This is a genomic window from Streptococcus sp. SN3, from assembly GCF_030439905.1.
Genome location: NZ_JAQFJF010000001.1, coordinates 202,439 through 229,428, shown reverse-complemented (window position 1 = coordinate 229,428; position 26,990 = coordinate 202,439). Strand labels below are relative to the sequence as shown.

The 26,990-nt window shown below is 45.2% G+C and carries 15 protein-coding genes; all 15 read right to left on the bottom strand.

Features of this window, described 5'->3' with window-relative positions; all coding sequences use genetic code 11:
* Positions 1–106 precede the first annotated feature (106 nt).
* The 15 genes from PCY71_RS00915 to PCY71_RS00845 all read right to left on the bottom strand — a co-directional run bounded on the left by PCY71_RS00915 (position 107) and on the right by PCY71_RS00845 (position 26,979).
* Positions 107–8,782: a ZmpA/ZmpB/ZmpC family metallo-endopeptidase gene (locus PCY71_RS00915; protein ID WP_125342254.1), complete on the bottom strand. Its 8,676-nt coding sequence runs from the start codon at positions 8,780–8,782 to the stop codon at positions 107–109.
* A gap of 212 nt (positions 8,783–8,994) precedes the next feature.
* Entirely contained in the window at positions 8,995–10,068 is a 1,074-nt protein-coding gene (locus PCY71_RS00910) for a hypothetical protein (RefSeq protein WP_048773235.1), read from the bottom strand.
* Positions 10,055–12,538 (bottom strand): phosphoenolpyruvate synthase, encoded by a 2,484-nt coding sequence (locus PCY71_RS00905; RefSeq protein WP_048773234.1) that lies wholly within the window; start codon positions 12,536–12,538, stop codon positions 10,055–10,057. Before PCY71_RS00905 ends, PCY71_RS00910 begins: the two co-directional genes overlap by 14 nt.
* Positions 12,538–13,437 carry a UbiA family prenyltransferase gene (locus PCY71_RS00900; RefSeq protein ID WP_048773232.1) on the bottom strand — a complete coding sequence of 300 codons (900 nt, stop codon included), beginning with the start codon at positions 13,435–13,437 and terminating at the stop codon, positions 12,538–12,540. Before PCY71_RS00900 ends, PCY71_RS00905 begins: the two co-directional genes overlap by 1 nt.
* Entirely contained in the window at positions 13,422–14,294 is an 873-nt protein-coding gene (locus tag PCY71_RS00895) for a phosphatidylserine decarboxylase (protein WP_048773230.1), read from the bottom strand. The genes PCY71_RS00900 and PCY71_RS00895 overlap by 16 nt, the downstream gene beginning before the upstream one ends.
* Positions 14,287–14,919: a CDP-alcohol phosphatidyltransferase family protein gene (locus PCY71_RS00890; protein ID WP_048773229.1), complete on the bottom strand. Its 633-nt coding sequence runs from the start codon at positions 14,917–14,919 to the stop codon at positions 14,287–14,289. Before PCY71_RS00890 ends, PCY71_RS00895 begins: the two co-directional genes overlap by 8 nt.
* On the bottom strand, positions 14,906–17,401 hold the full coding sequence (locus PCY71_RS00885) for a PEP/pyruvate-binding domain-containing protein (protein ID WP_048773227.1): 2,496 nt from the start codon (positions 17,399–17,401) through the stop codon (positions 14,906–14,908). Before PCY71_RS00885 ends, PCY71_RS00890 begins: the two co-directional genes overlap by 14 nt.
* 14 nt (positions 17,402–17,415) lie before the next feature.
* A complete protein-coding gene (locus PCY71_RS00880) occupies positions 17,416–18,006 on the bottom strand; it encodes a CDP-archaeol synthase (RefSeq protein WP_048773226.1) in 591 nt (196 codons plus the stop codon).
* Positions 18,007–18,361: 355 nt separating this feature from the next.
* Positions 18,362–19,363, bottom strand: a complete 1,002-nt coding sequence (gene galE / locus PCY71_RS00875) for a UDP-glucose 4-epimerase GalE (RefSeq protein ID WP_032912469.1) — start codon at positions 19,361–19,363, stop codon at positions 18,362–18,364.
* 45 nt (positions 19,364–19,408) lie between these two features.
* Positions 19,409–20,890: a UDP-glucose--hexose-1-phosphate uridylyltransferase gene (galT, locus tag PCY71_RS00870; protein ID WP_002909908.1), complete on the bottom strand. Its 1,482-nt coding sequence runs from the start codon at positions 20,888–20,890 to the stop codon at positions 19,409–19,411.
* 219 nt (positions 20,891–21,109) lie between these two features.
* Complete coding sequence (locus tag PCY71_RS00865) at positions 21,110–22,288, bottom strand: galactokinase (protein WP_301412385.1); 1,179 nt, start codon at positions 22,286–22,288, stop codon at positions 21,110–21,112.
* A 176-nt stretch (positions 22,289–22,464) separates the two neighbouring features.
* Complete coding sequence (locus PCY71_RS00860; RefSeq protein WP_301412384.1) at positions 22,465–23,601, bottom strand: ABC transporter ATP-binding protein; 1,137 nt, start codon at positions 23,599–23,601, stop codon at positions 22,465–22,467.
* Between the two features lie 21 nt (positions 23,602–23,622).
* The gene (gtfA, locus tag PCY71_RS00855) at positions 23,623–25,068 is read right to left on the bottom strand and encodes a sucrose phosphorylase (RefSeq protein ID WP_301412383.1); all 1,446 of its coding nucleotides are present in this window, start codon (positions 25,066–25,068) and stop codon (positions 23,623–23,625) included.
* A gap of 197 nt (positions 25,069–25,265) precedes the next feature.
* Positions 25,266–26,099, bottom strand: a complete 834-nt coding sequence (locus PCY71_RS00850; protein WP_002912289.1) for a carbohydrate ABC transporter permease — start codon at positions 26,097–26,099, stop codon at positions 25,266–25,268.
* A 13-nt stretch (positions 26,100–26,112) separates the two neighbouring features.
* Positions 26,113–26,979: a carbohydrate ABC transporter permease gene (locus PCY71_RS00845; protein WP_002924989.1), complete on the bottom strand. Its 867-nt coding sequence runs from the start codon at positions 26,977–26,979 to the stop codon at positions 26,113–26,115.
* Positions 26,980–26,990: the final 11 nt, after the last annotated feature.

Here is a 26,990-nt window from a genome sequence, read left to right as displayed (position 1 = left end):
GACTCGGATGGATTATTATTGATATATTAGAAATAAATGGCAGAAAAAATACCTAGACTTTTTTAGTCTAGGTATTTTTAAACATATACTGAAAACAACTTATTGCTTACTTATTAAAGATTGACTGTCTGAAGTCGTCTGTTTCACGAAGATAAGCATTATAAATCTTCTTCTTGAGCAGGTTGACCCAGCTGGCATCGACACGGCTTGTAGCATTGGCAATGTTGCTCACATCCTCTGCTACTGCTGCGTCCATCAGCCTTTGCATATCTGCATAAGAGCGAATGGTTACTTTCTTAGTACTGTTTGGATTTCTAAGCTCGTACTCAATGGTGATTGGCTTGAGCTTGGTCAGCTGATCAATCCGCTCTTTATACATAGCTTTCTTGAAGGCTACCCAAGAGTCATATTCACCCTTGAATACATTTTCCAAGACTTTCTGGTCTGTTATCAGACCAACATCTCTTCCGGACCATCCATCCCATGTTTTCTTACCTTCATCAAAGGCTTCCTTAGAGTACTTACCAGAAACATAAGGGACAAATCCTTCATGGTAGCCCTTGGCTGCCAGTAACTCGTAGGCTGTGCGGCGGAACATGACATCACCCGGCGCTCCATTTGGATTGCTCAAGGCTGAGTAGATTGGTGAGAAAAGGCTGAGACTGAGGTAGCCATTTCGGCCATATTTCCCACTATCCTTGTTCTCCCGACGAGTGATAACATCATTTTCAATCAGGGAGTTAAAGGTCTTCAGCTGCTTGATTTCTTCAGCAGTAAAGCTTCGCGTCTGGTTACCAGCATGAGTCTCCTTACCATACTTATCTGTAACATAGTAATTCTCCATCTTTCTGAACCACTGAAGCTTGGCATCATCACTCTGCTTCAGCATAGAGGTACCTTCTAGGTAATCTAGGGTGTAGATCATGTCAAACATACCATGAACATAGTGTTGCAGGTCTTCTGCATTTTGAACGCGTTCCTTGAAGTTATATGTGTGTAGACGCGTCTTAGAATCCTTGTCCACCTTGAAGAGGGTATTGAGTGTAATGGTTGCCTCATCTGCACTTGGAGTGGACTGCAGGAGTCCGCGAGCATAAAGCTCAGCTCCCAGACCTTCGCGGCGGCCATTGCCCTCAAAGTAAATGCCACCGTCAGAATTATGGGTCATTTCATGCGTGTAGACAGAGTTACCATAGTCTTCTAACAATTTAGCTGCATCAAAGTGGGTTACACTTCCTGTAGCATAGGCATTATAGCCCTTGCTAGGATACCACTTGCCGGCTGGTCCAAAGAATTCCTGCATAGCCAGTGATTTTTTGTCATTAGCTGGAGCCCAATATTTTTGACCATTCTTGTCAACCAATGAGAATCCATCGTAAACCAGAACAGAACGGAAGAGCTTGTCCTTGCTTTCATCGCTTAGAATCTTATACCAGAAGTCATAGTGATCGCGCTGGTATTCAGCTGTTTTTCTCACTCGGTCTTCGACAAATTCAGCTAGCTCTGCATCTGTCCGAACCCTGCCATTGGCATCAAGGCGATAACGATCATAAGCCCCCATAGAGATGGTAGACATATTAGAAATAGCATAGACACCCTTCTCAGTCATGGTCAAGAGCGGCAGAAGCATGCCCTTGTGTTCCCAATTATCAGCAGTAATCTTGTCGTAAACGCCGACAGAATACTTACTCTTACCCTCGGCTGCATCCTGAAGCTGTCTCGCTTCTGCAACATCCGACTTGGCCTCAACGATGTAGGCTTTTGTATTGGTCTTGAGCCATTCATTATTGCTCTTGTCCGGCAGGAAGAGCTGACGATAGCCTTCTAAGTAGTTAAAGAGCCCTCGCTTACCAGTCGCTTCAGAGAGCGAGGTATCATAAGCCATATAGTTATTCTTGGCTTTAAGATTATTAAAGCCTGACTGACCTAGTGAAATAATGGTATCCAGCGTTGAAGCGTTATGATTTCCAAAGAAGTCAAACTTATAGGCCGACAAATCCTTGACATTGATATTGTCATAGTTGATATTATACCAACGGTTGAGATAGGTCAGACCAAGAAGGAAGGCTTCCTTATTAGCTGTAATCTTCTGAGCTACATAGTCAGCGACGACATCGCCTTCAGTATTAATGGACTTGTCCATAGCCAGAACTTTGCGCAACTCTTCTGACAGCTTGGTCTTGACTTGATCAAAGGCGGTATCCAGATAGAGATCATCCAGAGAAGTGTCAGCATTCACGCCTAAAACAGTTCGCATAGTTGGTGAGTCAAGGACAACCTTGTTCAACTCTGGCAGCACTTGATTGAGAATTCTGCTATAGTCTGATAGGAAAGCTTCTGGTGTATAAAGGAGGTCTAAGCCGTTTACACTGTACTCTGCAATTGCCTTATATTTGAAATCTCCCTTATAGGTCAGATCCAGGTAGTCAACCGTATTATCCTCAAAGTGCAGCATCAGACGGTTAATTCCGGTCTTGTTGCTATTGATATCAGTGATAATCTGGTCACCTTTCATTGGAACAACATCCAGTAAGTACTCCGTATTGAGCTTGTGATTATCTGGAAGTTTATTTCCATAGGCAACGATGGTCTCCTTATTGTAGAATGGAAGGAGTTTTTCCATGTTAGCATAAGCTATCAGACGGTCTTCTCGGGCATTCTTTTCCTGAGCATAGTTGACAGAATAAATATTGAGATTCGTGTCTTCTAGCGTGGTCGTAATGTCTAAACTAGCTAGCTTCTCTTCTGCCTCGTTCAGAGTCAGTGTTGAAGTGACAAACTTGTCATTTTCCAGTGTTTTATTTCCTTCAACGGCATAAGCTTCTGTGATACGGTTGTTCTCATATCCCTGATCGCCAGAAATACTGTAAACATTTGTACCGCTGATGTTGCTGATGACATTATCAATTAAACCATTGAAGTAATTGGAGCCAACCACACCACCAATCTGACCGTTCTTAGTAGAGTTTTGAATCTTTCCAGTTACATAAGAACGGCTGATGCGGGCATTGTTTTCCAAACGGCCAACCAGACCGCCAAAACGTTGGTTGTTGGCTCTAGCGCCTGCTAGAATGGTCACATCTGCCCTGCTTTGACTAATCAAGGAGTTTCCTCCCTTAAGATTGGCAACCAAACCACCGACATTATATTCTTTACCCTGTTTATCATTTGATACGATAGTTCCAGTAAAGGAGCTATTGGTGATTTGGGTATTGTTAGCAATAACTACCAAACCTGCTACCTGTGAAGCATTTTCTTTTACTTCTACTCTACCTTGGACTGAAACATCTGTGATTCGAGCATTTTCTGCATTGCGAGCTAGGGCAGCTGAGTCGTAAGTACCGACAATATTGACCTCTTTCAGATCCAGATTGGAAATAGAAGAACCACTCTTGAGGTTTTCAAATAAAGGCTTGACCAGATTATAAATCGCATACTGCTTGCCATTATGGTTACCTGTCAGACTGCCTGTGAAGTTCCCTTTGAGGTAGACATAATCCGCAGGTGCCAGACTAACTTCGCTAGCATCCAAATCAGCCCCCAGAACATAGTTGCCAACCATATTTTGCTTCATAGCGTCTATCAAACCAGCAAAGCTAGTGTAGACATTTTGCTGGCTAGGGACTGCCTTACTGATATAGAAGTCATAGCCAGACTTATAGCCTGTCTCACCTTCTTGGACCAGCTCAGGCAGAGATACTGTCACCTTATAGACGTCCCTGCCATCCTTATGACTTTCCGCTATGTTGTGAACCGGCAGAAGCATTTCCTTAGATTCACTTGATTTGACTTTGACGAAGTAGGTAGACAAATCCGTAGGCATAGAACTCATAGATACGACGCGCTTAAACTGGTCGTTTTCTTTTCTGTAAAACTCGGCCGAATCAATATCTCGGAAGGCAATCTTCTTGTATTCCAATTCGAAATTGCGGCTGTCCGTTTCAAGGTCTGTGAAGCTGCCATTATCCAGTTCATAAGTCAGCTTGGTTTTCAGGGTATAGCCTGTATAGTAGTCTAAGTCGCCGATTTTTAGACTTCCTGCGAAATTGGTAATCGGAAGAGTTCGGACGAGCTGATCTCCCTGGTACAATTCAGCTGTCGCTGAACGGAAGGACTGGGTCTGGTCTTCTAATCTATATTGGACAGTCACTGACTTGTCATCTGCATTTTCTGTCAGACTTAGAATGGAAACCATTGGCTTGACTTTAGGCACTCCATTTAGAGCTTCTTTGGCTGCTGTCAGGCTAGCAAATGCTTGATTGACCTGCACTTGTGTTGCAGTTTGATTATTCAGAACTCCTTCTGCCTTAGTCAATTCATCAGTATAAGATGTCTGCTTATCTGAATCCGCATTTTTAAATTTAGCAGTTGTTTTAACGGTTGGATTTAAATCGTACTCATTTTGAAGAGCCGTTTTGACAACCTCAAGACCACTTAACTGAGCTTTGGCTTGATTGATTTGTCCCACTAGTTGGTTAACTTCTGCTTGGCTAGCATGTGATTGACTTAGAAGCGTCTGCCCCGCCGTCAAAGCAGTATCATAGCTAGATTGATGACTCAGACTATCATTGAAATAACGTGCCTGAGCTTTAATCTGATCTGCTTCCGCTAATAGATTATGCAGTGGAATTAAATCGAATTCTTCTAAAACTTCTGCTTTTGGTGCTTCGTTCGGTACCATGTTCGGCTTAGCTGTACCAACTTTAACAATTTGTGTTACTGGAGCCAAAGTTTCTTTATTAGAAAGCTCTTGACGATCAATTTCTTGACCATTGGAGCTGTAAATACGAGTCTTAATCGTCCGCTCGCCTTGGACACCTGGAGTCGCAATTTGGCGAGCATCTCGAACAAGTTCGTCCGTTTCTTCTTCACGAATAGTGAAGTTAATCTTCTCAACACGCGTTTCGTCGGTGTAAGTTAGCAGATACTCTGGCAAAGCATCGGCTTTCGGAGCTTCATTCGGTACCATATTTGGTTTAGCCGTACCAACTTTTACAACTTGCGTTACTGGAGCGAGAGTTTCCTCATTGGAAAGTTCTTGGCGGTCAATTTCTTGTCCATTGGAGCTGTAAATACGAGTCTTAATCGTCCGCTCGCCTTGGACACCCGGAGTCGCAATTTGGCGAGCATCTCGAACAAGTTCGTCCGTTTCTTCTTCACGAATAGTGAAGTTTATTTTCTCCACTCGAGTTTCATCCGTGTAAGTTAGCGGATACTCTGGTAACGTGTCTGCTTTCGGAGCTTCACTTGGTACCATGGTTGGCTTAGCTGTTCCGACTTTAACAACTTGTGTTACTGGAGCCAAGGTTTCTTCATTAGACAGCTCTTGGCGGTCAACTTCTTGACCGTTGGAGCTGTAGATGCGAGTCTTAATCGTACGCTCACCTTGAACTCCCGGTGTTGCGATTTGACAGGCATCTCGAACCAATTCGTCCGACTCTTCTTCACGAATGGTGAAGTTGATTTTTTCTACTCGAGTTTCGTCGGTGTAAGTCAGTGGATATTCTGGCAGAGCTTCTGCTTTTGGTGCATCATTCGGTACCATGTGCGGCTTAGCTGTACCAACTTTAACAACTTGTGTTACTGGAGCTAGAGTCTCTTCATTAGATAGTTCTTGACGATCAATTTCCTGACCATTGGAGCTGTAGATACGAGTCTTGATAGTTCGTTCACCCTCAACACCTGGGGTTGCGATTTGGCGAGAGTCCTGAGGCAATTCATCAGTGTATTGTTCCTCGATGTTAAAGGCTATTTTCTCAATACGAGTCTCATCCGTATAAGTCAACGGATACTCTGGCAAAGCTGCTTCTTTCGGTGCATCGTTTGGAACCAGGGTTGGCTTAGCAGTACCAACCTTAACAACCTGCGTAACTGGAGCTAAGGTTTCTTCGTTAGACAGCTCCTGACGGTCAACTTCTTGACCGTCTGAACTGTAGACACGGGTCTTGATGGTTCGCTCGCCCTGGACACCCGGAGTCGCAATTTGACGAGCATCTCGAACAAGTTCGTCCGTTTCTTCTTCACGAATAGTGAAGTTGATTTTCTCCACTCGAGTTTCGTCCGTGTATGTTAATGGATACTCTGGCAAAGCGTCTGTTTTTGGTGCATCACCTGGTACCATGGTTGGCTTAGCCGTGCCAACTTTAACAATTTGCGTTACTGGAGCTAGAGTCTCCTCATTGGATAACTCTTGGCGGTCGATTTCCTGACCATTGGAACTGTAAACACGAGTCTTGATGGTTCGCTCGCCTTGCGCGCCTGGAGTTGCGATTTGACGGACATCTTGTGGTAATTCATCCGTATATTGCTCCTCGATGTTGAAAGCTACTTTCTCTACTCGAGTTTCGTCGGTGTAAGTCAGCGGATACTCTGGCAAAGCCTCTGCTTTCGGCGCATCATTTGGTACCATGGTTGGCTTAGCAGTACCAACTTTAACAATTTGCGTTACTGGTGCTAATGTTTCTTCATTAGATAGCTCTTGGCGGTCAATTTCTTGACCACTGGAGCTGTAGATACGAGTCTTAATGGTCCGCTCGCCCTCAACACCCGGTGTTGCGATTTGACGGGCGTCTTGTGGCAACTCATCAGTGTATTGTTCCAAAATATTGAAGGCTACTTTTTCAACACGCGTTTCGTCCGTGTAAGTTAATGGGTACTCTGGAAGAGCATCGGCTTTTGGTGCATCGTTCGGTACCATATTTGGTTTAGCCGTACCAACTTTGACAACTTGCGTTACTGGGGCTAGAGTTTCCTCATTCGATAACTCCTGACGGTCAACTTCTTGACCATTGGAACTGTAGACACGAGTCTTAATAGTTCGCTCACCCTCAACACCTGGAGTTGCAATTTGACGAGTACCTTGGACTAGCTCGTCAGTCTCTTCTTCACGAATAGTATAGTTAATTTTCTCTACTCGAGTTTCGTCCGTGTAAGTTAGCGGGTATTCTGATAGCTCTTCTACCTTTGGTGCGTCAGCTGGAATCAGACTTGACTTACTTGTTCCGACCTTAATAATCTGAGTGACTGCTGCAAGAATTTCTTCATCCGATAAAACTTGGCGGTCAACCTCTTGTCCATTCGAGATATAGATACGAGTGGTAATAGCCCGCTCGCCTTGTACACCTGGTGTGACGATTTGACGGCTGCCTTCTGGAATCTCATCTGTATACTGTTCTTCGACAGAAAAATCTATCTTTTCTCTTCTTGTTTCATCTGTCGCAGTCAGTTCTAATTCTTGGGCTTGATGCACGGGTGCTTCATCTGGTGCGGTACCATAAGTTGTTAGTTCCGGAACTTCTTGTACTGGAGCGGTGTCTGGTGCAGTGCCATACGTTGTCAAGTCTGGGACTTCTTGAACCGGTGCAGTATCCGGTGCAGTGCCATAAGTCTTCAATTCTGGAACTTTTTGCACTGGTGAGTCATCTGGTACGGTACCATAAGTAGTTAGTTCTGGAGCTTCTTGTACGGGAGCAGTATCGGGTGCAGTGCCATAGGTTGTTAGTTCTGGAGCTTCTTGTACTGGTGCGGTATCTGGTGCAGTGCCATACGTTGTCAATTCTGGGACTTCTTGGACTGACGCTGTATCGGGCGTCGTTCCATAGGTCGTCAATTCGGGAACTTCATTTACGGGTGCGGTATCTGGTGTAGTTCCATAGCTGGTAAGCTCTGGGACTTCTTGCACTGGTGCTTCTTTTGGTACAGATTTGACTGCAGCAGTTCCAACCAACACAATTTCCGAAACTGGCTCTGCAGTTACCTGGTCTGAAACCACTTCGCTTTTTACAATTTCTTTACCTGCAATATAATTGCGAGTGACGACAGTACGTGTACCAGCGACACCTGCGCGAATAACCTGAGATTGCCCCTCTGCGAGTTCATTTGAATATCGATATTCTGTTTGATAAGGCAGGACTTGGGTTTGGCTGCTTTCTTGGCTCTTGAATTCCAGTTCTGGTACTTCATTGACAGGAGAAAGCCGAGCAAATTCACGTTCTTTGGCAGCAATAATCTCTTTTTCTTGCTCGGTCAGTCTCTCTGTTTCACTAGATACAGGCTTATTGGAAGTACTCAGATTCCCAGAAAGACTAGCAGATTTGCCTGCCTGCTGATCAACTTCAACAGCTGACAAGTCCTTTTGTGCCGTAGGAAGCTGATGACTTCCTGCTGCGTTTTCCTTGCCTTGTTCAGCGCTTTTAAGATAGCCTACATACTCAAAACCAGCAATCTCTAAAGGCTCCGGCAGCTTATCTCCCACTGTCAAATTTAGCCTTTGATTGTAGGCGGCTAATTCAATATTGGTCACTGCAAATACAGAAGGAGCTAAGAGAATAGAGCCTAGACCCGTCACCAGCAAAATAGAAGACAGGTATCGCTTGCCATTTCGGCCTCGTGCAATTACTAAGACTGCTAAAGTCAGTCCAGCAGCTGCAAAAGTTGCTTCCCACAGACTTGAGTAGCCCGTCTTTGGCAAACTTTTTGCCGAAAGTCCCTGGGTCTTAGGACGGTAAACTAGATAATAAGCATCAGAGTTTTCTTCCACAAATTTTGGAAGCTCCTTAACAACTGCATTCTTCTCAGCTTCAGTCAGTTCAGACTCTACTACGTAGTGATACTGGACTGGAACGGTTTTTCCGGCTGAGACTTCTGCAGCCTCAACCGTGCTTATATTTCCCCCTATTGCGGTACTCAAAAAGAAGCTTCCGATAGTGGCAGAAACCAATCCTACTGATAACTTTCTAAAAGAATAGCGCTGGAGCGTATCGCCAGTGATTCTTTTTTCCATAATAATTCCCTTTTCTCCATATAATAATCTCTTAAAATTTTACAGAATTTCCTACAAAAATTCAATGCTTTTGCTTAAAAATATATCTTTGAAGACTGAAATCTTTTGATTTCTGAACAACCTGAAAATAGTGTTCATTTTTAACTAAAAAAATAAAAAAACAAATCTTCGGATAGAAAATCTGTTTTTTAAAGTGTGATTTATTTTGTTGGTCAGGAGTTCAAATCCAACTCAAAGAGACCATACTCATGCTTATCCCCTTGCAGTTCTGCCGCATAGTGGCGCGTGACGGTTTTTTGATGAATCAAAGCTCCAATAGCTGAAGCCTGTCGCTTCTGTGCTTCTTTAAAAATCGGATAGGCCAAGGCAGAGCCCAACCCCAAGAATTGCTCATCTACTCCTAGATACATAATCGTATAACGTTTTGGAAAACGCTTGGTCCAAAAAAGCTTGGCTAGGTTAAGAGGAGTCAGTTTTTGATAAACCAGAGAACCGTAGTCCGGCATGGCAATCAGAAAACCAGCCAGCTTGCCCTCCTTATAGGCCAGCTTAACCATTGAAAAATCAAGAATATACTGGTATTTTTGAAAAATCTGACTGAACTTCTGACTAGAAATTGACCGATAAATCGGAAAATCTTGATAGAGACGATTGAGAAGCTCAAAAACCTGCAGCGAGGCTTCTTCCCAGTCCTTCTTTTTGGGAGAGCAAATGGTGAAACCCGCTTCTTCAAAAGACTCAAAGCGATGAGCCAGCTTGTCCTGATGAGTTTTATTGCTGACCTTGGGATAAAAATTGGACAGATAGCGCTCCTTGAGCTCAAAACCAGCAGACTGCCACAGCTCAGGATAATAGTCTGGATTATGAGGTTCTCCAGTAAAAGGAAGCTCCTCTGTTCCAGTCAGCTGCATTCGATAGCCCAGCCAAAAACTTGCCTGTACGGGACCTATTATCTTAATCGCTCCGAGACTGCGAGCAAAACCTGCTAAATGCTCGATAAAAACAGATGCAATCTGTTGGTCATTGATCGACTCGAAAAATCCCAAATAAGCAGCCTCATCCCCTGGATAGAAGGTCAGGAGGCCTCGAATACAAGGCCGACTGTCTACATAGCCAATAAAGCCATAGGTTTCTATGTCAGAACTCAACGGGTGACTGCCCTCAATCAAAGCCAGTTCTTCCTCTTCCGACTGTATGAGGTGGTCCGGTTGGTAAATCTGCTTGGGCAGGGCTAGAAAATCGTCCAGCTCTACAGTATTTGCTTTGACTGGTTTAATTTCCAGCATGATCTTCCTCCTTAATCAGTCGAATCTTGCCAGTAAGGCCATCCATCTCAATCCAGTCACCATTTTGCAGCTGGCTGCAGGCGCCTCTGACATTGACAATGGAAGGAATACCCAACTCGCGGGAAATAATGGCCGTGTGCGAGAGCAAAGACCCCTGCTCGGCAATGACACCCTTGGCTTGGGTCAGAAGATAAACCCAGCCCGGATCGGTCATCTTGGTCACGATAATCCGGTCCTGAGCAGACTCAATCTCCTGCACATCTTCCACGAGCAAAACCTGAGCCTTAACGCAGCCAGGTGAGCAGCCAATCCCTTGTAAGGCTTGATTGCCCGTATTATGACTGCTGGTACGATTTTGCGGTTTCAGGTATTTCTCAAAGACCTGTCCAGCAAAAACATAGCGACTAAAGCTTGGCAGTTCCTTATCAGCCTCCAACTTCTCCCGACGCTCGGCTATCAATCCACTAACATCTCTGGGCTTTCTGGTCAGCTCAAACAACTCTTCCTTTGTCAGGTAAAAAACTTCTTCAGGCGTAGCCAGCAGCCCTTGCTCGGCTAATTGCTGCCCAAGCGTTCGGAAAATCTGTCGCATCATGCCGTAGATCCGAGTACGATTTAAGCGGGAGCTTTCCCGATATTTAACTCCCGTCATGGCTCGCTTGCGAAGAAAATTCGTCCACCAGCCTGATTTTTGCTCCTCTTCTTCAAATTTCTGAGGAGCCAGCTTCTTCTCCTCTTGCTGGCACATTTGCAGCAGGAGCTTGAGCAGACGCTCTGGATGCGTTCGGAAGGTTGGTGTTTCTAACTTCAACTCTTCCGGAGCCCGATCGCCAAATTCATGGATAAAATGGGCAATTTCTTGGACCAAAGGGTGCTGGCGACTTAGAAAGACTGCTGGACTTTCACTTGCCATGGCCTGTCTAATCTCTGCATTTTCTTCTGCTTTCAGCTGAGCTGTTAAAGCCTGCAGAGCCAAAGCCGGCTGCATACTTTCAATCTGCTCAATTCCTGCAATCTCAGCCTGAACAGCCCCGCCGCGACGCGACTTCTTCAGGAGTCCAGTATAGACAAAAGCATAGAGATCATTTACCAGGGTAATGTCCCAGTGAGACAGAATATCCTCTTTTAGCTTACTGACCAAGGCAATCAAGGTCTCAGCATCTGCGTCGGGAGAAAAGTTCGCTTCGTATTCGCGCTGAATCTGGGCAAACTGCTCTTCCAATTGCCGCATTTGCTTGGGCGCTGTCCAGAACTCTCGAATGATTCGGAGCATGATTTGCAGGCGTTTGAAAGCAGACAGGTGCACTGGCATCTGAGGCACCTCTGTCTCTCTCACTCCCAGCATATCCTGCCAGATAGGAATGATTTTCTTAGAAAAAGGCAGAAGCTGCAAGAGCTGATACCAGCTCTGAATCTGGTAATAAACACGACTATTGACCGGCTGCAGCATATTTTGAAAAGTAGCTTCATAGGCAGCCAACTCAGGGGCACCCTTGCCAACCAAGCGCTGGGCCAGACTGCGGAAAATGCTGGCATAAGCCTCTTGGATAAAACTAATAGTCAGAGGACTGGAAACGCCCGGATAGCTCTCGACAATGTTGCTGTTATCCAGAATAATCCGCTGACCCTCTGGCAAGGTAGTAATAGGTCGTGCCTGCAAGAGATAGAGCTGGCCATTGGCGAAGGTAAACTCCATATCCATATAAGGTCCGAAAAGCTGACTTACCTGACTTGCCAAGCCTTGTAACTCCGCGAGTTGTTCCTGTGATACGTCTGGTGAGTCCTCCATCTGCTCTGTATAAAAGAGCTGGTCCTTGGGATGGAGTGTCACCATTGTTGTAGGAATCTTATCCTCGACAACCTTACTGCCCAAGCCCCTACCAATGACAATGATGTGCTCATTCAAAATGCCCTTGGGATTAGCTGTGAAGTAAATCCCAGACAAGTCTCCCTCCTGCATAACCTGAACAAGGCAAATCATCTGCGCCTGCTCCAAGGATAGTCCTTGCTCAAATAGATAACTAAGAGCCGACTCCTGATAAAGAGAGAGCAAGGTCGCTTGGATAGCTTCTTTAAGTCCATCTGGCTTCACATTGAGCTGGCTCTCAAACTGACCGGCAAAGGATGAAGCCTTCCCATCCTCAATGGTTGCTGATGAGCGAACCGCAAAGCGACAGTCTGTCTGAGAAAACTCCTGATGAATCCAGTTTTCTGCTGCTGTCAGATCTTCTTGCGCAAACTGCTCTTTAGCCCAGTCCTGCAATTGCTGACTGAGCTGAGACAAGTCCAATTCTCCAGCCCGATAGGCTGCTTCCATCCGCTCCAAGTCAGCAGAGCTGGCAGATTTTTGAAAAAAGTCAAAAGCAAACACTGCAAAGTCAGGAACCGGCAAACCAGCAGCCTGCATTTTCAGCAAATGATAGGCCTTGCCTCCGACCTGGTCAAGCCCTGTCTGCTTGATTCTTTTCATCAAAGTACCCCCATCAAGAGATAAACAGCAACGGACAGAACCATTGTCGTCTCCGTGATATAAGTATAGCGCTCCACCCGCTCCCGGATATTAAAACGGGTCGGATCCTTGATAAACTGCTCAAACTGGACGGTCATCCAGATGACATTCAGCACCAAGACTACCACTCCGACATGGGAAATATTCCAGAGCAGAGCGAAATTGGTCAAGATATCCAGCAGAGTCACTACCTCGATAAAACGAGTGGCTTTTTTGTAGCCAAAAAGCTTAGAATAGGTCACATACTCTGTCTCGTCTTTTGGTGCTCGAATCTTGCGGCAGACTTCCCAGATCAGACTTGGGAAATACATGGTAAAGGCTAGCAAGACGGTCGGCAGGGACAAGAGAGGCAGATTGTACTTGTAGCAAACAAAAGAGATAGTATAGAGATTCAAAATCATCATGACTGGATTATGGGTCACTAGAGCCAGTGGCAGAGAATTTTGAATCTTGTCACGCTTGAAGAACCAGAAGGACATGAGGGTTCCGTAGATATAGAGAAAAAGGAACCAGCCGATATTGTTCATAAAGAGGATATTGAGAAATACAGACACCGCTACGATAAAGCTGAGGGCAATAGCCAAGTCCTTCTTTTTCACCCGACCAGATGGCAGAGCCCGATGAGGAAAGAGCCGTCTGTCGGTCTCGTAGTCTTTGAAATCATCCGCAATCCGCAAAATCATCAGAAAGACGAAAATCGTAAAAATCCCAATCAACTCCTGATGATCAAAGTGAAACTTGGTCACTCCGTCATTGAGCAAGAGGACAAAATAAATCTCAAAAAACATGATAGCAGCCACAAAAAAACGCGGCAGCAAGGGAAACATTTCCTTATAATAAACAGCTAATCGTTTAAACATAGCTTTTCTCCAATCTTTTCACCCATTTGAATCTGGGTTTCTATTCCAAGGTCTGAGTAAGTCAGGATATCCTGATCCAAGCGAATCGTGCATGCTGGATAGAGAACAAGAATGGTTGAGCCGCCCAGACCAAAGCAGCCCTTCTCCTGTCCCCTGACCAAATGCTCCTGACTGTGATTGTATATTCTTCCGACCAAGAGAGCCCCTACTTCCATCTGCAGGACAGGTCCTAGGTCGGTATCTAAAAGACAGTATTCTCTTTTATTTTCCTTGTAAATCAAGCGCCGCTTCTGGGCTACCTGCCTGACCGTATGCAGGCGTCCCTTGATTTTTCGACTTTGGGTAATTCTGCCGGATTCAGCCGCCAGATAGCGGTGCAGGTCTTCTACTCCCAAGCGATAGACCAGCGCTGTTCCGCCAGTGAACAGCTGAGCTAACTCTTCATCCAACAGTAAGTCAGCTAGCCTGTATGTCTGACCCTTTATCGTCAGCTGCAAGTCCTGACTAATGGTAAAAGCCTCCAGCTTGGCATCTGTCACAGCCAGTACTTGACTGTCAGGACAGACCGGACGTAGAGCGGGCTTGATTTTCCTCTGGAAGAAAGCCGCGAAGCTAGGATAGGGGCTATCTTCATAGTCAGCCAGATTCAGCTGATAATTTTCAACAAAAGCTGCTATTTTCTTGCGAGAAAAAGGAGTGTAGTCTTTCAAAGTCAGAAGATAAGACAGGCTAGGTCGGGTCAAGATAGGCAACAAGAAGCGACCCCAAGTAGTCCCATAAAGCTTGTCTAACAGACCCGCCTTGTATTCTGTCGGTTCAACTACTTGGCCAGTCCTTCTCTGATAGACCTTAACCATGCGGGAGAACCCCCAGACCAATCAGACTTGTAACAGCTAAAATCGCAAAGACCAGATAGGCCAGCTTATTGGGCTTGGGAATCCGGCAGTTGTAAACAAATAAGAAGGTCAGCAAAAGAGATAACCCCAGCCACACCCAAGCAAAGAGACCAGGCGCTATCCATTGACAGACCAGATAGGTCAGAGGGAAAAAGAGGGCGCTGTAAGTCACGGGCAAGCCGATAAAATAAGAGCCAGATCCTTCATCATGTTTGGCCAAGCGATTAAAATGAGCCAAGCGCGTAACTGCAGCTAAGACATAGAGGACAGCCAAGATGATATTGGCCGCTCCCAAGGGCAGCTGGGTCATGAGAAGCACAGCCGGAAGAGCCGCAAAGCTAATCATGTCGCAGAGCGAATCAATCTCAATACCGAAGCGCTTCTGGCTTTCAGTTCGCTTCATCCGCCGTGCCACCACACCATCAAAGAGGTCACAGATACCGCTAACGATAAAGGCCATCATGGCTAGCCGTAGCTGGGACTGAATGATGGCGTAGACTGCCAACAGTGCAAAAGCAGCGCCCATATAGGTCAGGATAACAGATTTGTCGTATTCACCGATAAACAAAGGTTCATTCTTCTTCATGAATTCTTATTTCTCCTCTTCTTCCATCTAAGGTAACCAGCATGCCAGTTTCTAGCAGCTGAGTTGCATTCTTGGCGCAAACCAGAGCTGGAATACCGCATTCCCGAGCGACTATGGATGCATGGCAGAGAACCCCGCCATACTCTGTCACAAGACCGCCTAGAATACCGAAAACATAACTCCAACCCGTATCTGTATAGCGAGTAACAAGGATTTCTCCCGGCTCAATCGTCTCAATATCAGCCAAATCCAAGAGGACTCGAACCCGACCGGTCACCTGACCGCTGCTGGCTGGCATTCCCGTCAGCAGGGCCTGACTCTCATGGGCCACCTCTTCCACGCTCATCTCTTTGTCGGTCAAATCGCCTACTGGCTCAAAATTCCGATAGGTCTGGCAATAATGCTGATTATCAGCAGCCTCTTCTTGAAGCTGGTCTGCTGTCTTTTGCCCTTTCATAAAGTCAGTCAGACTTTCTTTCTTAATGTAAAAAACATCTTGTTTATTTTTCAGAAAGCCTCTCTTTTCATAGGCTCGGCCAAGTTTAAGGCTAATCTGACGAATGAGGTGGTAATAGCGTGTGGAAATGTCCTTGAACTCCTCCCGCCACCAGAGCAAGTTCCGCAGGTCTTGACTGATTTTTTCTATCTTTTTCCGCTTGGCTAGAGATAGATGAGCCAAATCCAGCTCAGACTCTGAGACAGGACTGAGCGAAGCTTTGGCCGCTTGGTAATACGCTGAATCAGCAACCAACTGTTGGACCGCTGTCAGAACCTGATGAGCATCTTCTTCATAACTTGCTACTCGTAAGTCCAGCTCCCGAGCTGAGTGATAGCCAAAGTCCCTTTGAAAATCCTGAATCTTGATAAAATCTGCTCGCTCAGGATATTGTGCTGCCAGTCCCTGCAACTCTTCCACCGATAACTTCAGCCAATCGTCTGTCAGTTTCTCGTCTGCCAAAACAAAATCCGCAGCTTCCAGCATTCGAGCCAAAGGCTTGGTATGCGAAACATTTCCTAACTTAGCTATCAGTTGGAAAAATTCATCGACCGTCAGCCATTTGAGGAGACTGGTCTTTTTCATGGACAGCTGGACCGTATTGATGTAGGCCTGCCAGAAATAAGTTCCCTCACTGTCTAAATAAGCCTGATTTAGCACTAACTGCCAAAGACTCTCGACCTGATACAGCGGGCTTTGGTCGTTCAGTTCTCGTATTTCTTGATTCAGGCGGTTAAATTGCTGACGCAGCTCTTGCAGCCTGTCTGGCGCCTGATATAGAAAAGTCTTAGTTACTTTTTGCGTTTTCAAGGCTACCCGCAGGAAATTCAAGAGCAAGGCTGGATTTAATTTACTGGTAAAACCTTGACCTTGGTAGTCTTTATTAACTCCCAGCTCATCATCAAAGTCTCGCTCAATATAGCCTGGAATCTGCTCCATACCTTGCTTGACCACTCCTAAGTTCCAGAAAGGCCGAGCATAATGCAGGCGCATCAGCGGCGGCATCACACCATCTGGCTCTAGGCCAATTGCCAGCAAAAAGCTGGAGAGTGCCTCTTGCCAAGAATAGCGATAAAGGCTCCACATCAGATTTGGACAGGGCTGGGCCGCGACGCCACCGTCCCGAAAATTCGCTGTCGTCCAGCGGCCACTGTAGATTTTAGTTGGCACTGTCGTGATGGGCCGAGCCTGCAGCAGATAGACTTGCTCTTGTACGGCACACCACTCAATATCCATCGGCCGACCAAAATACGCTACAATCTGCAAAACTTGCTCGTGTAGCTTCTGCAAGACTGCCATAGGCATTTCAACTTTTTCAAGCTGGCTCCAGTCCGGCTTGTACCAAGAAAGAGTCAGTTGCTCAGGATTAACTTGACCGCTAACCAAGCTCTCAGCTGAGCCTTTTACATACTCCAATAGCATGGTCTGGTCCTGATTTGTTGCCACGTCTAGGGAAAAGCAGACACCGCTAAAGTCAGGCTTTATCTGCTCCTGAATCAGCACCGCCATGGCAAAATCCTGTTCTGCCAGACCCTGACGCTGCCAGTAGGCCAAGGCTTCAGGATTAAAAAGGGAAAGCAGACAGGAACGAATGCCTTGCTCAATTTCTGACAGTGTCCGGCAGTTGCCGATCGAGTCATATTGGCCAGCAAATGACATGGCCTGTCCGTCTTCTAAGAGGGCACTGCTGCGAACGATATAAGCTTGATTTTGCTGACAAAAGGCTGCTAACTCCCGCTGCCAAGCTGGATCCAAGGGATAGTGCTGCAAACGCTCCGCAATTTCCTCCTTGCCCAGTTCGATGAATTCTTTAAGTCCCTGTTTTGAGTATTCTGGCAGAGCTGCTCTTAGCCAAGCCATTACTTGGTCCGCAGGCAAAATCAGACCCTTAGGAACCGAAAGCCCCAGCTGACAGAGGTTGATTAACTGATTGATTTTACCGCCATAGACGGCCGAAGACTCTTTTTCCAGCCATAATTCTTTCATCAAATACTCCCATCTCACATACGATTTTTTCTAAGCTTAGCCCAGTAGAGCAGACGATTGACTCCTAGATGCGTGCCCGCCCCTAGGATGAGAATGCCCAGCATCTGCTGCCAAGACAGAGGGATATAGAAAAGCAAGAAAATAATACAGCCAATCAAAGAATCAATCTGGTCTATCCAGATAAAAGTCCATTTCCAGCCATTTTCCGCTGTCTTGCCCTCTCTGATTTCCAAACGGCGCTTGATAAAGCTATTGGGCAGCTCAAACAAAACATAAGCCAGCCCCAAAAGAGCCCCAAGGACCAGATTAAACAGCACGGTATTTTCGTAGAAAGCATAGACCATGTGCAACTTCTCTAGGCTAGGAATATTCTTCAAGAACAATCCCCAAAGGATCTGCGCCAAAGCTCCCCAGACAATCATGCCAAAGAAACCTTTCCAGGTCTTGTTAGCTCCAAAAAGCCTCTTCCCATCCTTTAAAATCAGCCCAGCATCCATCGGTTGGTATGCCCCCTCTAGCAGTGGAGACTTGCAAAAGATCATATTCAGAACCCCAGCCAAAATGACTGGCATCAGGGTGATATATAAAGCAAGAATCGAGCGCATAGTTATTTCCTATTCTCTTTATGAAAATCTGCTTGAAAAGATTAAGAGACTTCTCAAACTTTTATGACTTCATTATATCATAAGTCTCTAAAGCCCTTACACAACAAACTGTCAACAACTGTCACATCTGATTGTAGTACAAAAAAAAATTCGCTATTCTAACATTCTTATCTCTCCTTGCATCTATAACTGCCTGATTTTTCAAGACATACTAAGAGTTAGTAGCAACTAAATAAAATTGTAGATAATATATCAATCAATCTTCCTTTTATTATAAAAGGCTTTTAAAAAATTGTAAAGAAGTGCTCTTTATGATTCAAAGTAAAAAACCAGCTTTTCTAGCTGGTTTGTCAGTTTATCCTCTGTCATCATAGCCGTTTGGATGACTGGAATGCCATTTCCAAGCGGTTTCGATAATGGTTTCAATATTGTCGAATTTCGGCTGCCAGCCCAGAATTTTTCTTGCTTTCTCAGAAGAAGCAATCAGCGTATCCGGGTCCCCTGGGCGTCGCTCTGCTATTTCCAAAGGAATAGGATGTCCGGTCACCTTGCGGGCCGCTTCTACAATCTGAAGGTTGGAAAAACCAGTCGAAGAGCCAAGGTTAAAGGCATCTGAAGGATGTCCAGCACGCAGATGCTCGACAGCCAGAATATGGGCGTCAGCCAAGTCGAAAGGATGGACATAATCGCGGACATTAGTCCCGTCCGGAGTATCGTAATCATCACCAAAAACGGCAATCTTCTCACGTTTGCCCTGAGCCACCTGAAGCACAATGGGTAGGAGATGGGTTTCAGGTCCGTGGTCCTCGCCGATTGAGCCGTCGGGCTTTGCACCGGCTACATTGAAATAACGCAGGGCTACAAACTTGATGCCATAGGCCTGGTCTGCCCAGCGCATAATGGTCTCCATCATGAGTTTGCTCTCACCATAAGGATTAATCGGCTTTTGCGGAGTCGTTTCTAGAATCGGAACTTCCTCAGGAATGCCATAAGTTGCAGCAGTTGAAGAAAAGACAATGTTTTTAACGCCGCATTCCTGCATGACCTCCAAAAGAGAAACCATGCCGGCTGTGTTATTATCAAAATACTTGAGCGGGTCCGCCATGGACTCTGCGACCAACGAAAAGGCAGCAAAGTGAATGACTGCATCGATGGATGGATGTTTGGCAAAAACGCCACGCATAAAGTCCTTATCCGCCAAATCCCCCTCGTAAAAGACTGCTTGTGGATGGACGGCCGCCCGATGACCAGTCACCAAATTATCAACGACGACTACCTCTTCCTTGCCTGCCGCTACCAGACGGTCTACCATGTGCGAGCCGATATAGCCAGCACCACCTAATACTAAAATTGCCATAAAACTTCCTTTCCCTGTTACGCTAGATTCATTATAACACATTTCCTAAGGCTGGATGCCGACGGATTGGACGAAGCGCATGAAAGCCTCCTGCCCTTCCTCTGTTCGCTTATAAACTCCAGCATCCTCCAATACACGGCTGAAAATTTGCCCAACCGATGCCTGAACTACTACTTCCACCGTCTCAGCGGTAACATCTGGATTCTGGTCTTTGAGTTGATTGGCCCACTCCTGATGATAGGCAGCAACCTGACAGTTTTCTCCTAGTAGGAAAAGTTCTACCTGTTTGAGTTCTTCCTTGAGACGAGGTGGCAGAATAGCCAGCCCCATCACCTCAATCAGGCCGATATTTTCTTTCTTAATATGCTGCACATCCTTATGAGGGTGATAAATGCCGTCTGGATGTTCTGGGGAAGTTTGATTGTCCCGCAAGACCAAGTCTAGCTCAAAACGTCCATCTTTTCTGCGCGCAATCGGTGTGATGGTATGGTGAGGCTCACCCTCAGAATCTGCCAACACCTGCACACTTGGGTCAGAATAGGTCCGCCAAACTTGCAAGATCTTGTCAGCCAACTCAATCAACTGTTCCTTCTTCTCAGACCTTAGACGAATGACGGACATGGGCCACTTGACAATGCCTGCCTCCACCTCTTCAAATCCGCTAAAAGTAAAGCTGCAATCCAGCTCTGCTATTTCCATAGGGAAGGTATGACGTCCGCCCTGATAGTGGTCGTGGGTCAGGATAGAGCCGCCGACAATAGGCAGGTCGGCGTTAGAACCTGCGAAATAGCCTGGAAAGGTCTCAACGATGTTCAGCAGGCGCTCAAAGGTCAGCCGGCTGATGGACATAGGAAGGTGCTGGCTGTGCAGAAAGATGCAATGCTCATTAAAGTAGGCATAGGGCGAATACTGGAAGCCCCACTCCTGTCCAGCCAAGTCAAAGCGAATAATCCGATGATTGGCGCGAGCTGGGTGGTCCAAGCGCCCTTGGTAACCTTCATTTTCCATGCAAAGCTGGCAGGCTGGATAATGGCTGGTCTTTGCCTTTTTAGCTGCCGCAATTTCCTTGGGATCCTTTTCTGGCTTAGAGAGATTGATGGTGATTTCCAAATCTCCATAAGCGGTCGGTGCTTTGAAAGCAATGTTTTTAGCAATAGCTTTGACCTTGATGTAGTCATTCTTTTGACTAAGCTGGTAAAAATCAGCCACAGCTTGCTGAGGACTTGAGGTATAAGTCGTCCAGAAGTCCCGATTGAGCTGGCTAGGAGCTGGTGTAATCAAGTCCATGAGCTCAGCTCCCAGTATATCCTGCTCAGCCAGAGTATCGCCAATCTTCCCATTCTTTACAGCCACAGCTACCAAGTCATCCTTCAGGTCAATTAGCTGATCAGCCTCCGTATCCTGCTCTGCCACTGCCTCTCCGACTAAAGCCATGACACGATTGCTCAGATAGATGGTGTCCATTTCCTCAAAAGTGCTATTGTTAATCACTGCTGATACAAAAGCATCCAGTAACTTCTTGGACATAGATTTTCCTTTCTCTTGCTAGTAAAGAGTGTGGGACAGAAATCGGTAATTCGTTAGAATTCGATTTCGTCGTCCCACCTCCGCACAGTTGATTAGGGCTGTAAAAGCTGATGAAATCAGCGTAATAGAGCCCACTCAACCACTGCGTCTTGCTCGACAATCCAAAGACAATTGAGAGGCTAGGACTTTTGTCCCAGACCCAAGTTCCTTTTCTCTGATTTAGTCCAGCACTCGGCTTCCACCAGCTACTTCTGCTATATAAAAACTAGGGGCATAGCCAACGACTTCTTGATACTTGCGGCCGACATTTTCTTTGAAAGATTCCACCGCATCCTTAGCAACTAAAGCAATGGCGCAACCACCGAAGCCTGCTCCAGTCATACGTGCCCCCAGAACACCTTCTTGCTCCCAGGCCGTATGAACCAAGGTGTCCAGCTCTAGACCAGTCACTTCATAATCATGCTCCAATGAAACGTGGGACGCATTCATGAGACGGCCAAACTTATCAAGAGCACCTGCCTGCAAAGCTGCCCGCGCTTTCAAAGTGCGTTGATTTTCTAAAACAGCATGGCGAGCCCGTTTGAGACGATTTTCGTCCTCTATCAGATAGCTATACTCATCAAAGGCCCACTCGTCCAACTCACCCAAGGTAGCGATAGACAGCTTGCGATTGAGCTCTTCAACAGCTTTTTCGCACTCCGCCCGACGCTCATTGTATTTAGAGTCAGCTAACTCACGACGCTTGTTGGTATTCATAATCACTACGACATTATCCTTGAGATCAAGCGGCACCAAATCATATTCGAGAGTATTGGTGTCTAAGTAAATAGCCCGCTGGTCAGCACCCATTCCGATAGCAAACTGGTCCATAATGCCAGAATTAACCCCGATAAACTCATTTTCAGTTAATTTACCGATTTTCACTAGGTCCAAACGTTCCAACTGCAAATCAAAGAGTTTCTCAGCAATGACACCCGTCAAAAGCTCTAGCGATGCAGAAGATGATAAGCCAGAACCATTTGGAATATTTCCATAAACATAGACATCCATGCCTCGGTCAATTGTATGGCCTGCCTCCTGCAGAAAATGCAGAACTCCTTTCGGATAGTTGGTCCAGTTATGCTCAGGCTCAAAGTGCAGGTTTTCCAGCGACACTTCAATAATCCCTTTTTCTACAAAATTTCCTGAGAAGAATCTCAAGAGCTGATCGTCCCGCTTGCGAGCCGCTCCATAAGTTCCTAGAGAAATCGCAGCAGGAAAAACATGGCCGCCGTTATAGTCCGTATGCTCACCAATCAGATTAATCCGACCGGGTGAAAAGAATGTGTGGTCCGCTTCTACTCCAAAAATCTTGGCAAAATCTGCGCGAACTTGCTCCGCTGAAAGTAGGTTTGACATAAGCTAAACTCCTTTAAAATGAATAATCGATATTGTAATCGCTTTCTTGGTTTTATTATAACTGTTTCCGAGTAAAAATTCAATAAATTTAGTAAAATTTTACTAATTTTATAGATAGATTTTTTGTAATAATCCAAACAGTAATCTGTCTGGATTATTTTATAAGGAGCAATAGATTAGAAAATATTGTCTTCCGTCTCAGCATCAAAGTAATGCGCCTTGTTTAGGTCGAAGCCAAGTTTAATACTGCTTCCCGTATTCATATGATCACGTGCATCAACTTTGGCAACAAACTCACTGCCACCAACCGCACAGTATAGGTGAGACTCCGCTCCAAGCAACTCAGAAACAGAAATCTTCGCAGTTAGAACCGACTCAGGGAAGGTTTCCAGAAAGGCTGGTTCCATATTGATATCTTCCGGACGAATACCAAAAATCAACTTATTTCCTTCATAGCCCTTCTCCCGCAACCTCTTAAGATTGCCCTCTGGGACTTGGAGACTGAAGTCTCTGTTCGGTCTGACAAGACGGCCATCTTCCAGTGTCACTTCAAAGAAGTTCATAGCTGGGCTACCAATGAAGCCGGCCACAAACTTATTTGCCGGATGTTTATAGACTTCCTGCGGTGTACCAATCTGCTCCACTCGTCCAATCGTTCCAGTTCCGGCAGGATTCTTGGTCGCTGACATGATAACGATACGATCCGCCAAGGTCATAGCTTCAGTCTGGTCGTGGGTAACATAAATAGTTGTTGCCCCGATACGGCGGTGAATCTTGGCAATCTCCGCCCGCATAGAAACACGCAGCTTAGCATCCAAGTTAGACAGAGGCTCATCCATAAGGAAAACCTTTGCATCCCGAACGATAGCGCGTCCCATAGCTACCCGCTGACGCTGACCACCAGACAAATCAGCTGGCTTACGCTGCAAGAATTCCTTCAAGCCTAGGATTTCTGCCGCTTCATTGACCCGTTTTTCAATATCTTCCTTGCTATACTTGCGCAGCTTGAGACCAAAAGCCATGTTGTCGTAGACAGTCATGTGAGGATAAAGGGCATAGTTCTGGAAGACCATGGCGATATCACGGTCTTTGGGCGCTACATCATTGACCACTGTACCGTCAATAGAGGCAGTTCCTTCTGTGATGTCTTCAAGACCCGCAATCATACGCAGCATAGTTGATTTTCCGCAGCCGGACGGACCGACAAAGACGATAAACTCTTTGTCCTTGATATCAAGATTGAAGTCTTCCACTGAGTAGTGGTCGCTGTTGGGATATTTTTTATAGATGTTTTTCAGATTTAATTCTACCATTCTTCTTCTCTTTTCTTATCTCTATTCAAAAGTGATAGCTTGGCCATTTTCACTAGCGCTATATGTCAATTCTTTGAGGTTGATAACTACTTGAGCAGTGACCGACTTTTCTGCATTGCTACGGACAATACGGAGGCTATTTTCATCCAATAGATTCACTTCAATAGTGCCATCTAGGTCAAAGGCAGCAGACTGGTTGCGGTAACGGAAAAGCTTGAGCAAGGCTTGCACAACTGGACGCTTGACTTCTTCAGCAATCTCCTCATTACTGTAATAATGACGGTTGATATTGCGGCCTTCCTTAGTGTTTTCTAGCAGTTCAAGGTCATTTTTCCCAGCTAAGAAACCAACATAATAGACCTGTGGAATCCCTGGAGCAAAAGCCTGAATCAGACGGCTAATGAAGTACTTCTTGTCGTCATCGCCCAAGGCTGAGTAGTAAGTCGAGTTAATCTGGTAAATGTCCAGATTATTGTACTCAGCTGAGGAATACTTACGCTTGACATTAGCTCCTACCTTATATAGTTCATTGGTTGCAAAGTCAATTTCTTTATCAGTCAGAATATCCTTAACATCAACAACCCCAATACCATCGTGGGTGTCCAGTGTTGTGAATTGCTTCATAGGACTCATTTCAAGCCACTTGACTAGACGCTCAGCTTTACCACTGTATAGAGAATAAAGAGTTACCATCGGTAGCGCAAAATCATAGACAAAGTAGCCATGCTCTGCAATCTTGAACTGGATAGAATAATGCTCATGAATTTCTGGTAAAATATCCGTCCCAAACTCAGTCGCTTGCTGCTGGACTTTTTCTAAGAGATCCCAGATTTCTGGCTCAACAAAGAAATCATTGGTATCTAACTTTTTGACCGCATAGGCAAATGCATCTAAACGAATCAGATCACAGCCATGCTCTGACAGTTGACGCAATGTTTTCTTGATGAAATCATTAGTTACCTGACTGCGAACATCTAGATCAATCTGCTCTTCACCAAAGGTGTTCCACAGATACTCAGTGCTTCCATCTGCAAAGACGATTTCCTGCTTAGGTGCCCGATCCTTACGCTTATAAATCAAATCAACATCAGCTTGCGTCGGACGATTTTCTGGCCAAAACTTATCCCAGCTGAGAAAGAGGTCACGATACTCACTCTGATCCCTCTTTTCCTGAAAATCCTTATAATACTTGGACTGGCGTGAGATGTGGTTGATCATAAAGTCAAACATGAGATAATATTTCTCGCCCAGCTTTTCTACATCCTCCCAGTCACCAAAGGCTGAATCAACCTCTTCATAGTCTACTGGGGCGAATCCCCGGTCACCAGTTGATGGGAAGAAAGGAAGCAAATGCACTCCTCCAACCGCATCCCCAAAATGCTTTTCTAAATTGTCATATAAATCTTTTAAATTCTCCCCCAGGCTGTCTGAGTAAGTAATCAGCATGGTCTTATTTTGAATAGCCATAGTCTTCTCCTCTAAAATCTTGTCTTATATACTCTTTCCCGTGCGCTGAATGGAAAACGCCCTAAGCTCTGTATGAAAAAGCTGAAGCTTCTTTTTCCAATTCCCTATTTTTCCACAGGCGTTACAAATTCAATAGTTTACGGATGTGGTTGCCTTTGTATGCACTGTGAGCTTTTTACAGTCTTTGTATCTTGAGCTTACTTCACTGCCCCGTTGCTCATTCCAGCAATAATGTTGCGCTGGAAGATGAGATAGACGATAGTAATGGTGATAATCCCAACAACATAAGAAGCAAAGCTCGGTCCATAATCATTAAAGTATTGACCTGTGTAGTTATATTGGAAGAGTGGCAGAGTCCACATTTTGGAGTCTTTATTGAGTACCAAGAGAGGAAGCATGAAGTCATTCCAGAACCAGAGGGCATTGATAATCATGGTTGTCGCATGCATGGGTTTCATCATAGGAAAGATAATCTTGAAATAAGTTGTAAACTTTCCAGCACCGTCAATTTCTGCTGCCTCATCCAGACTGTCTGGAATGGAAATCTTAATGTAGCCTACATAGAGAAAGAGAGTCTGTGGAACAGCGTAAGCCAGATAGAGAATAATTAATCCCCAAGTGTTGGCTAGTCCTAGCTTACTCATCATAACTGTAATAGGAATCATGATAACTTGAAAAGGAACAAAAATCCCTAAAATCAAAAGCGTATACATAATACCAAAAGCTTTTCTCTTAGACATATTACGAGCGATAGAGTAAGCAGCCATGGGAATAAAAATCATGACAACAGCCAAAGATAGAACCGTGATTACAATTGAATTCCAATAGTAGCCTCCGATACCATCAGCCAAAAGGCGTTGGAAATTTTCTAAGGTCGGTTGAGTCGGAAATCCGAAAAAATTATTAACGATGTCTTTTGTAGACTTAAAGGAACTAAATATTGTTGCTAAGAGTGGAATTAAAATGATAATAGACCCCAGTGTTAGCAAGATATATTTACTAAAATTAGCTTTTCTTTCTGCATTTTTCATCGGGCTTCTCCTCTTAGATTTCAAATTTCTTAGATACTCTCAACTGGATAATAGAAATAACCGCAATCAAGAGAAACAAGATAACAGCAATGGCATTGGCATAACCAAATTGATTGCTCTTAAAAGCATAGTTGTATACCAGAAGTCCTAGAGAGGTGGTCGCATTATTCGGACCTCCGCCTGTCATGGCAAAGACCTGGTCAAACGCTGTCAAACCACCTTTTAGAGCCAAGATAAAGACCATGGAAACACTTGGTAGGAGATAAGGAAGTTCCACCTTCCAAAAAATTTGTTTGCTGCTAGCTCCATCAATTCGAGCTGCTTCTGTAATCTCAGTCGGGATAGACTGAAGACCAGCTAAGAAGATGATAATAGGCATGGCTACCCCTTGCCAAAGCAAGACGAAGATTGCTGCAAAGATTGCACCGCCATTCGTTCCTAGAAGGCTGGTTTTAAGAAATTCAATTCCTAAGGTATTCCCTATAGCTGGCAACCCGTAGTTAAAAAGTTGCTTAAAGATAAGAGCCACAGTCAATCCAGATAGGACAGCGGGGAAGAAAAACCAAGCTCGGAAGAAAGTTTTCCCCTTTATCTTCGAGTTGAGAGCTCGTGCTATCCAAATTCCCAGCATAATCTCACCAACCACCATACAGATAGTAATGATAAATGTAAAGCCTATTGCGTTCATAAACTTAGGATCGCTCATGAGGAGCATAAAGTTATTGAGTCCGACAAACTTATAATTATAGGTCAAACCAGTCCAGTTTGTCAGGCTGTAGAAGGCACCTTGAAACATGGGCACATAGAAGAATACAGCCTGTAGTACAAGGGGAACAAGGACAAAGAGCCAGCCCCAATATTTCTCAATCAATTTTTTCATAGTAGATCTAC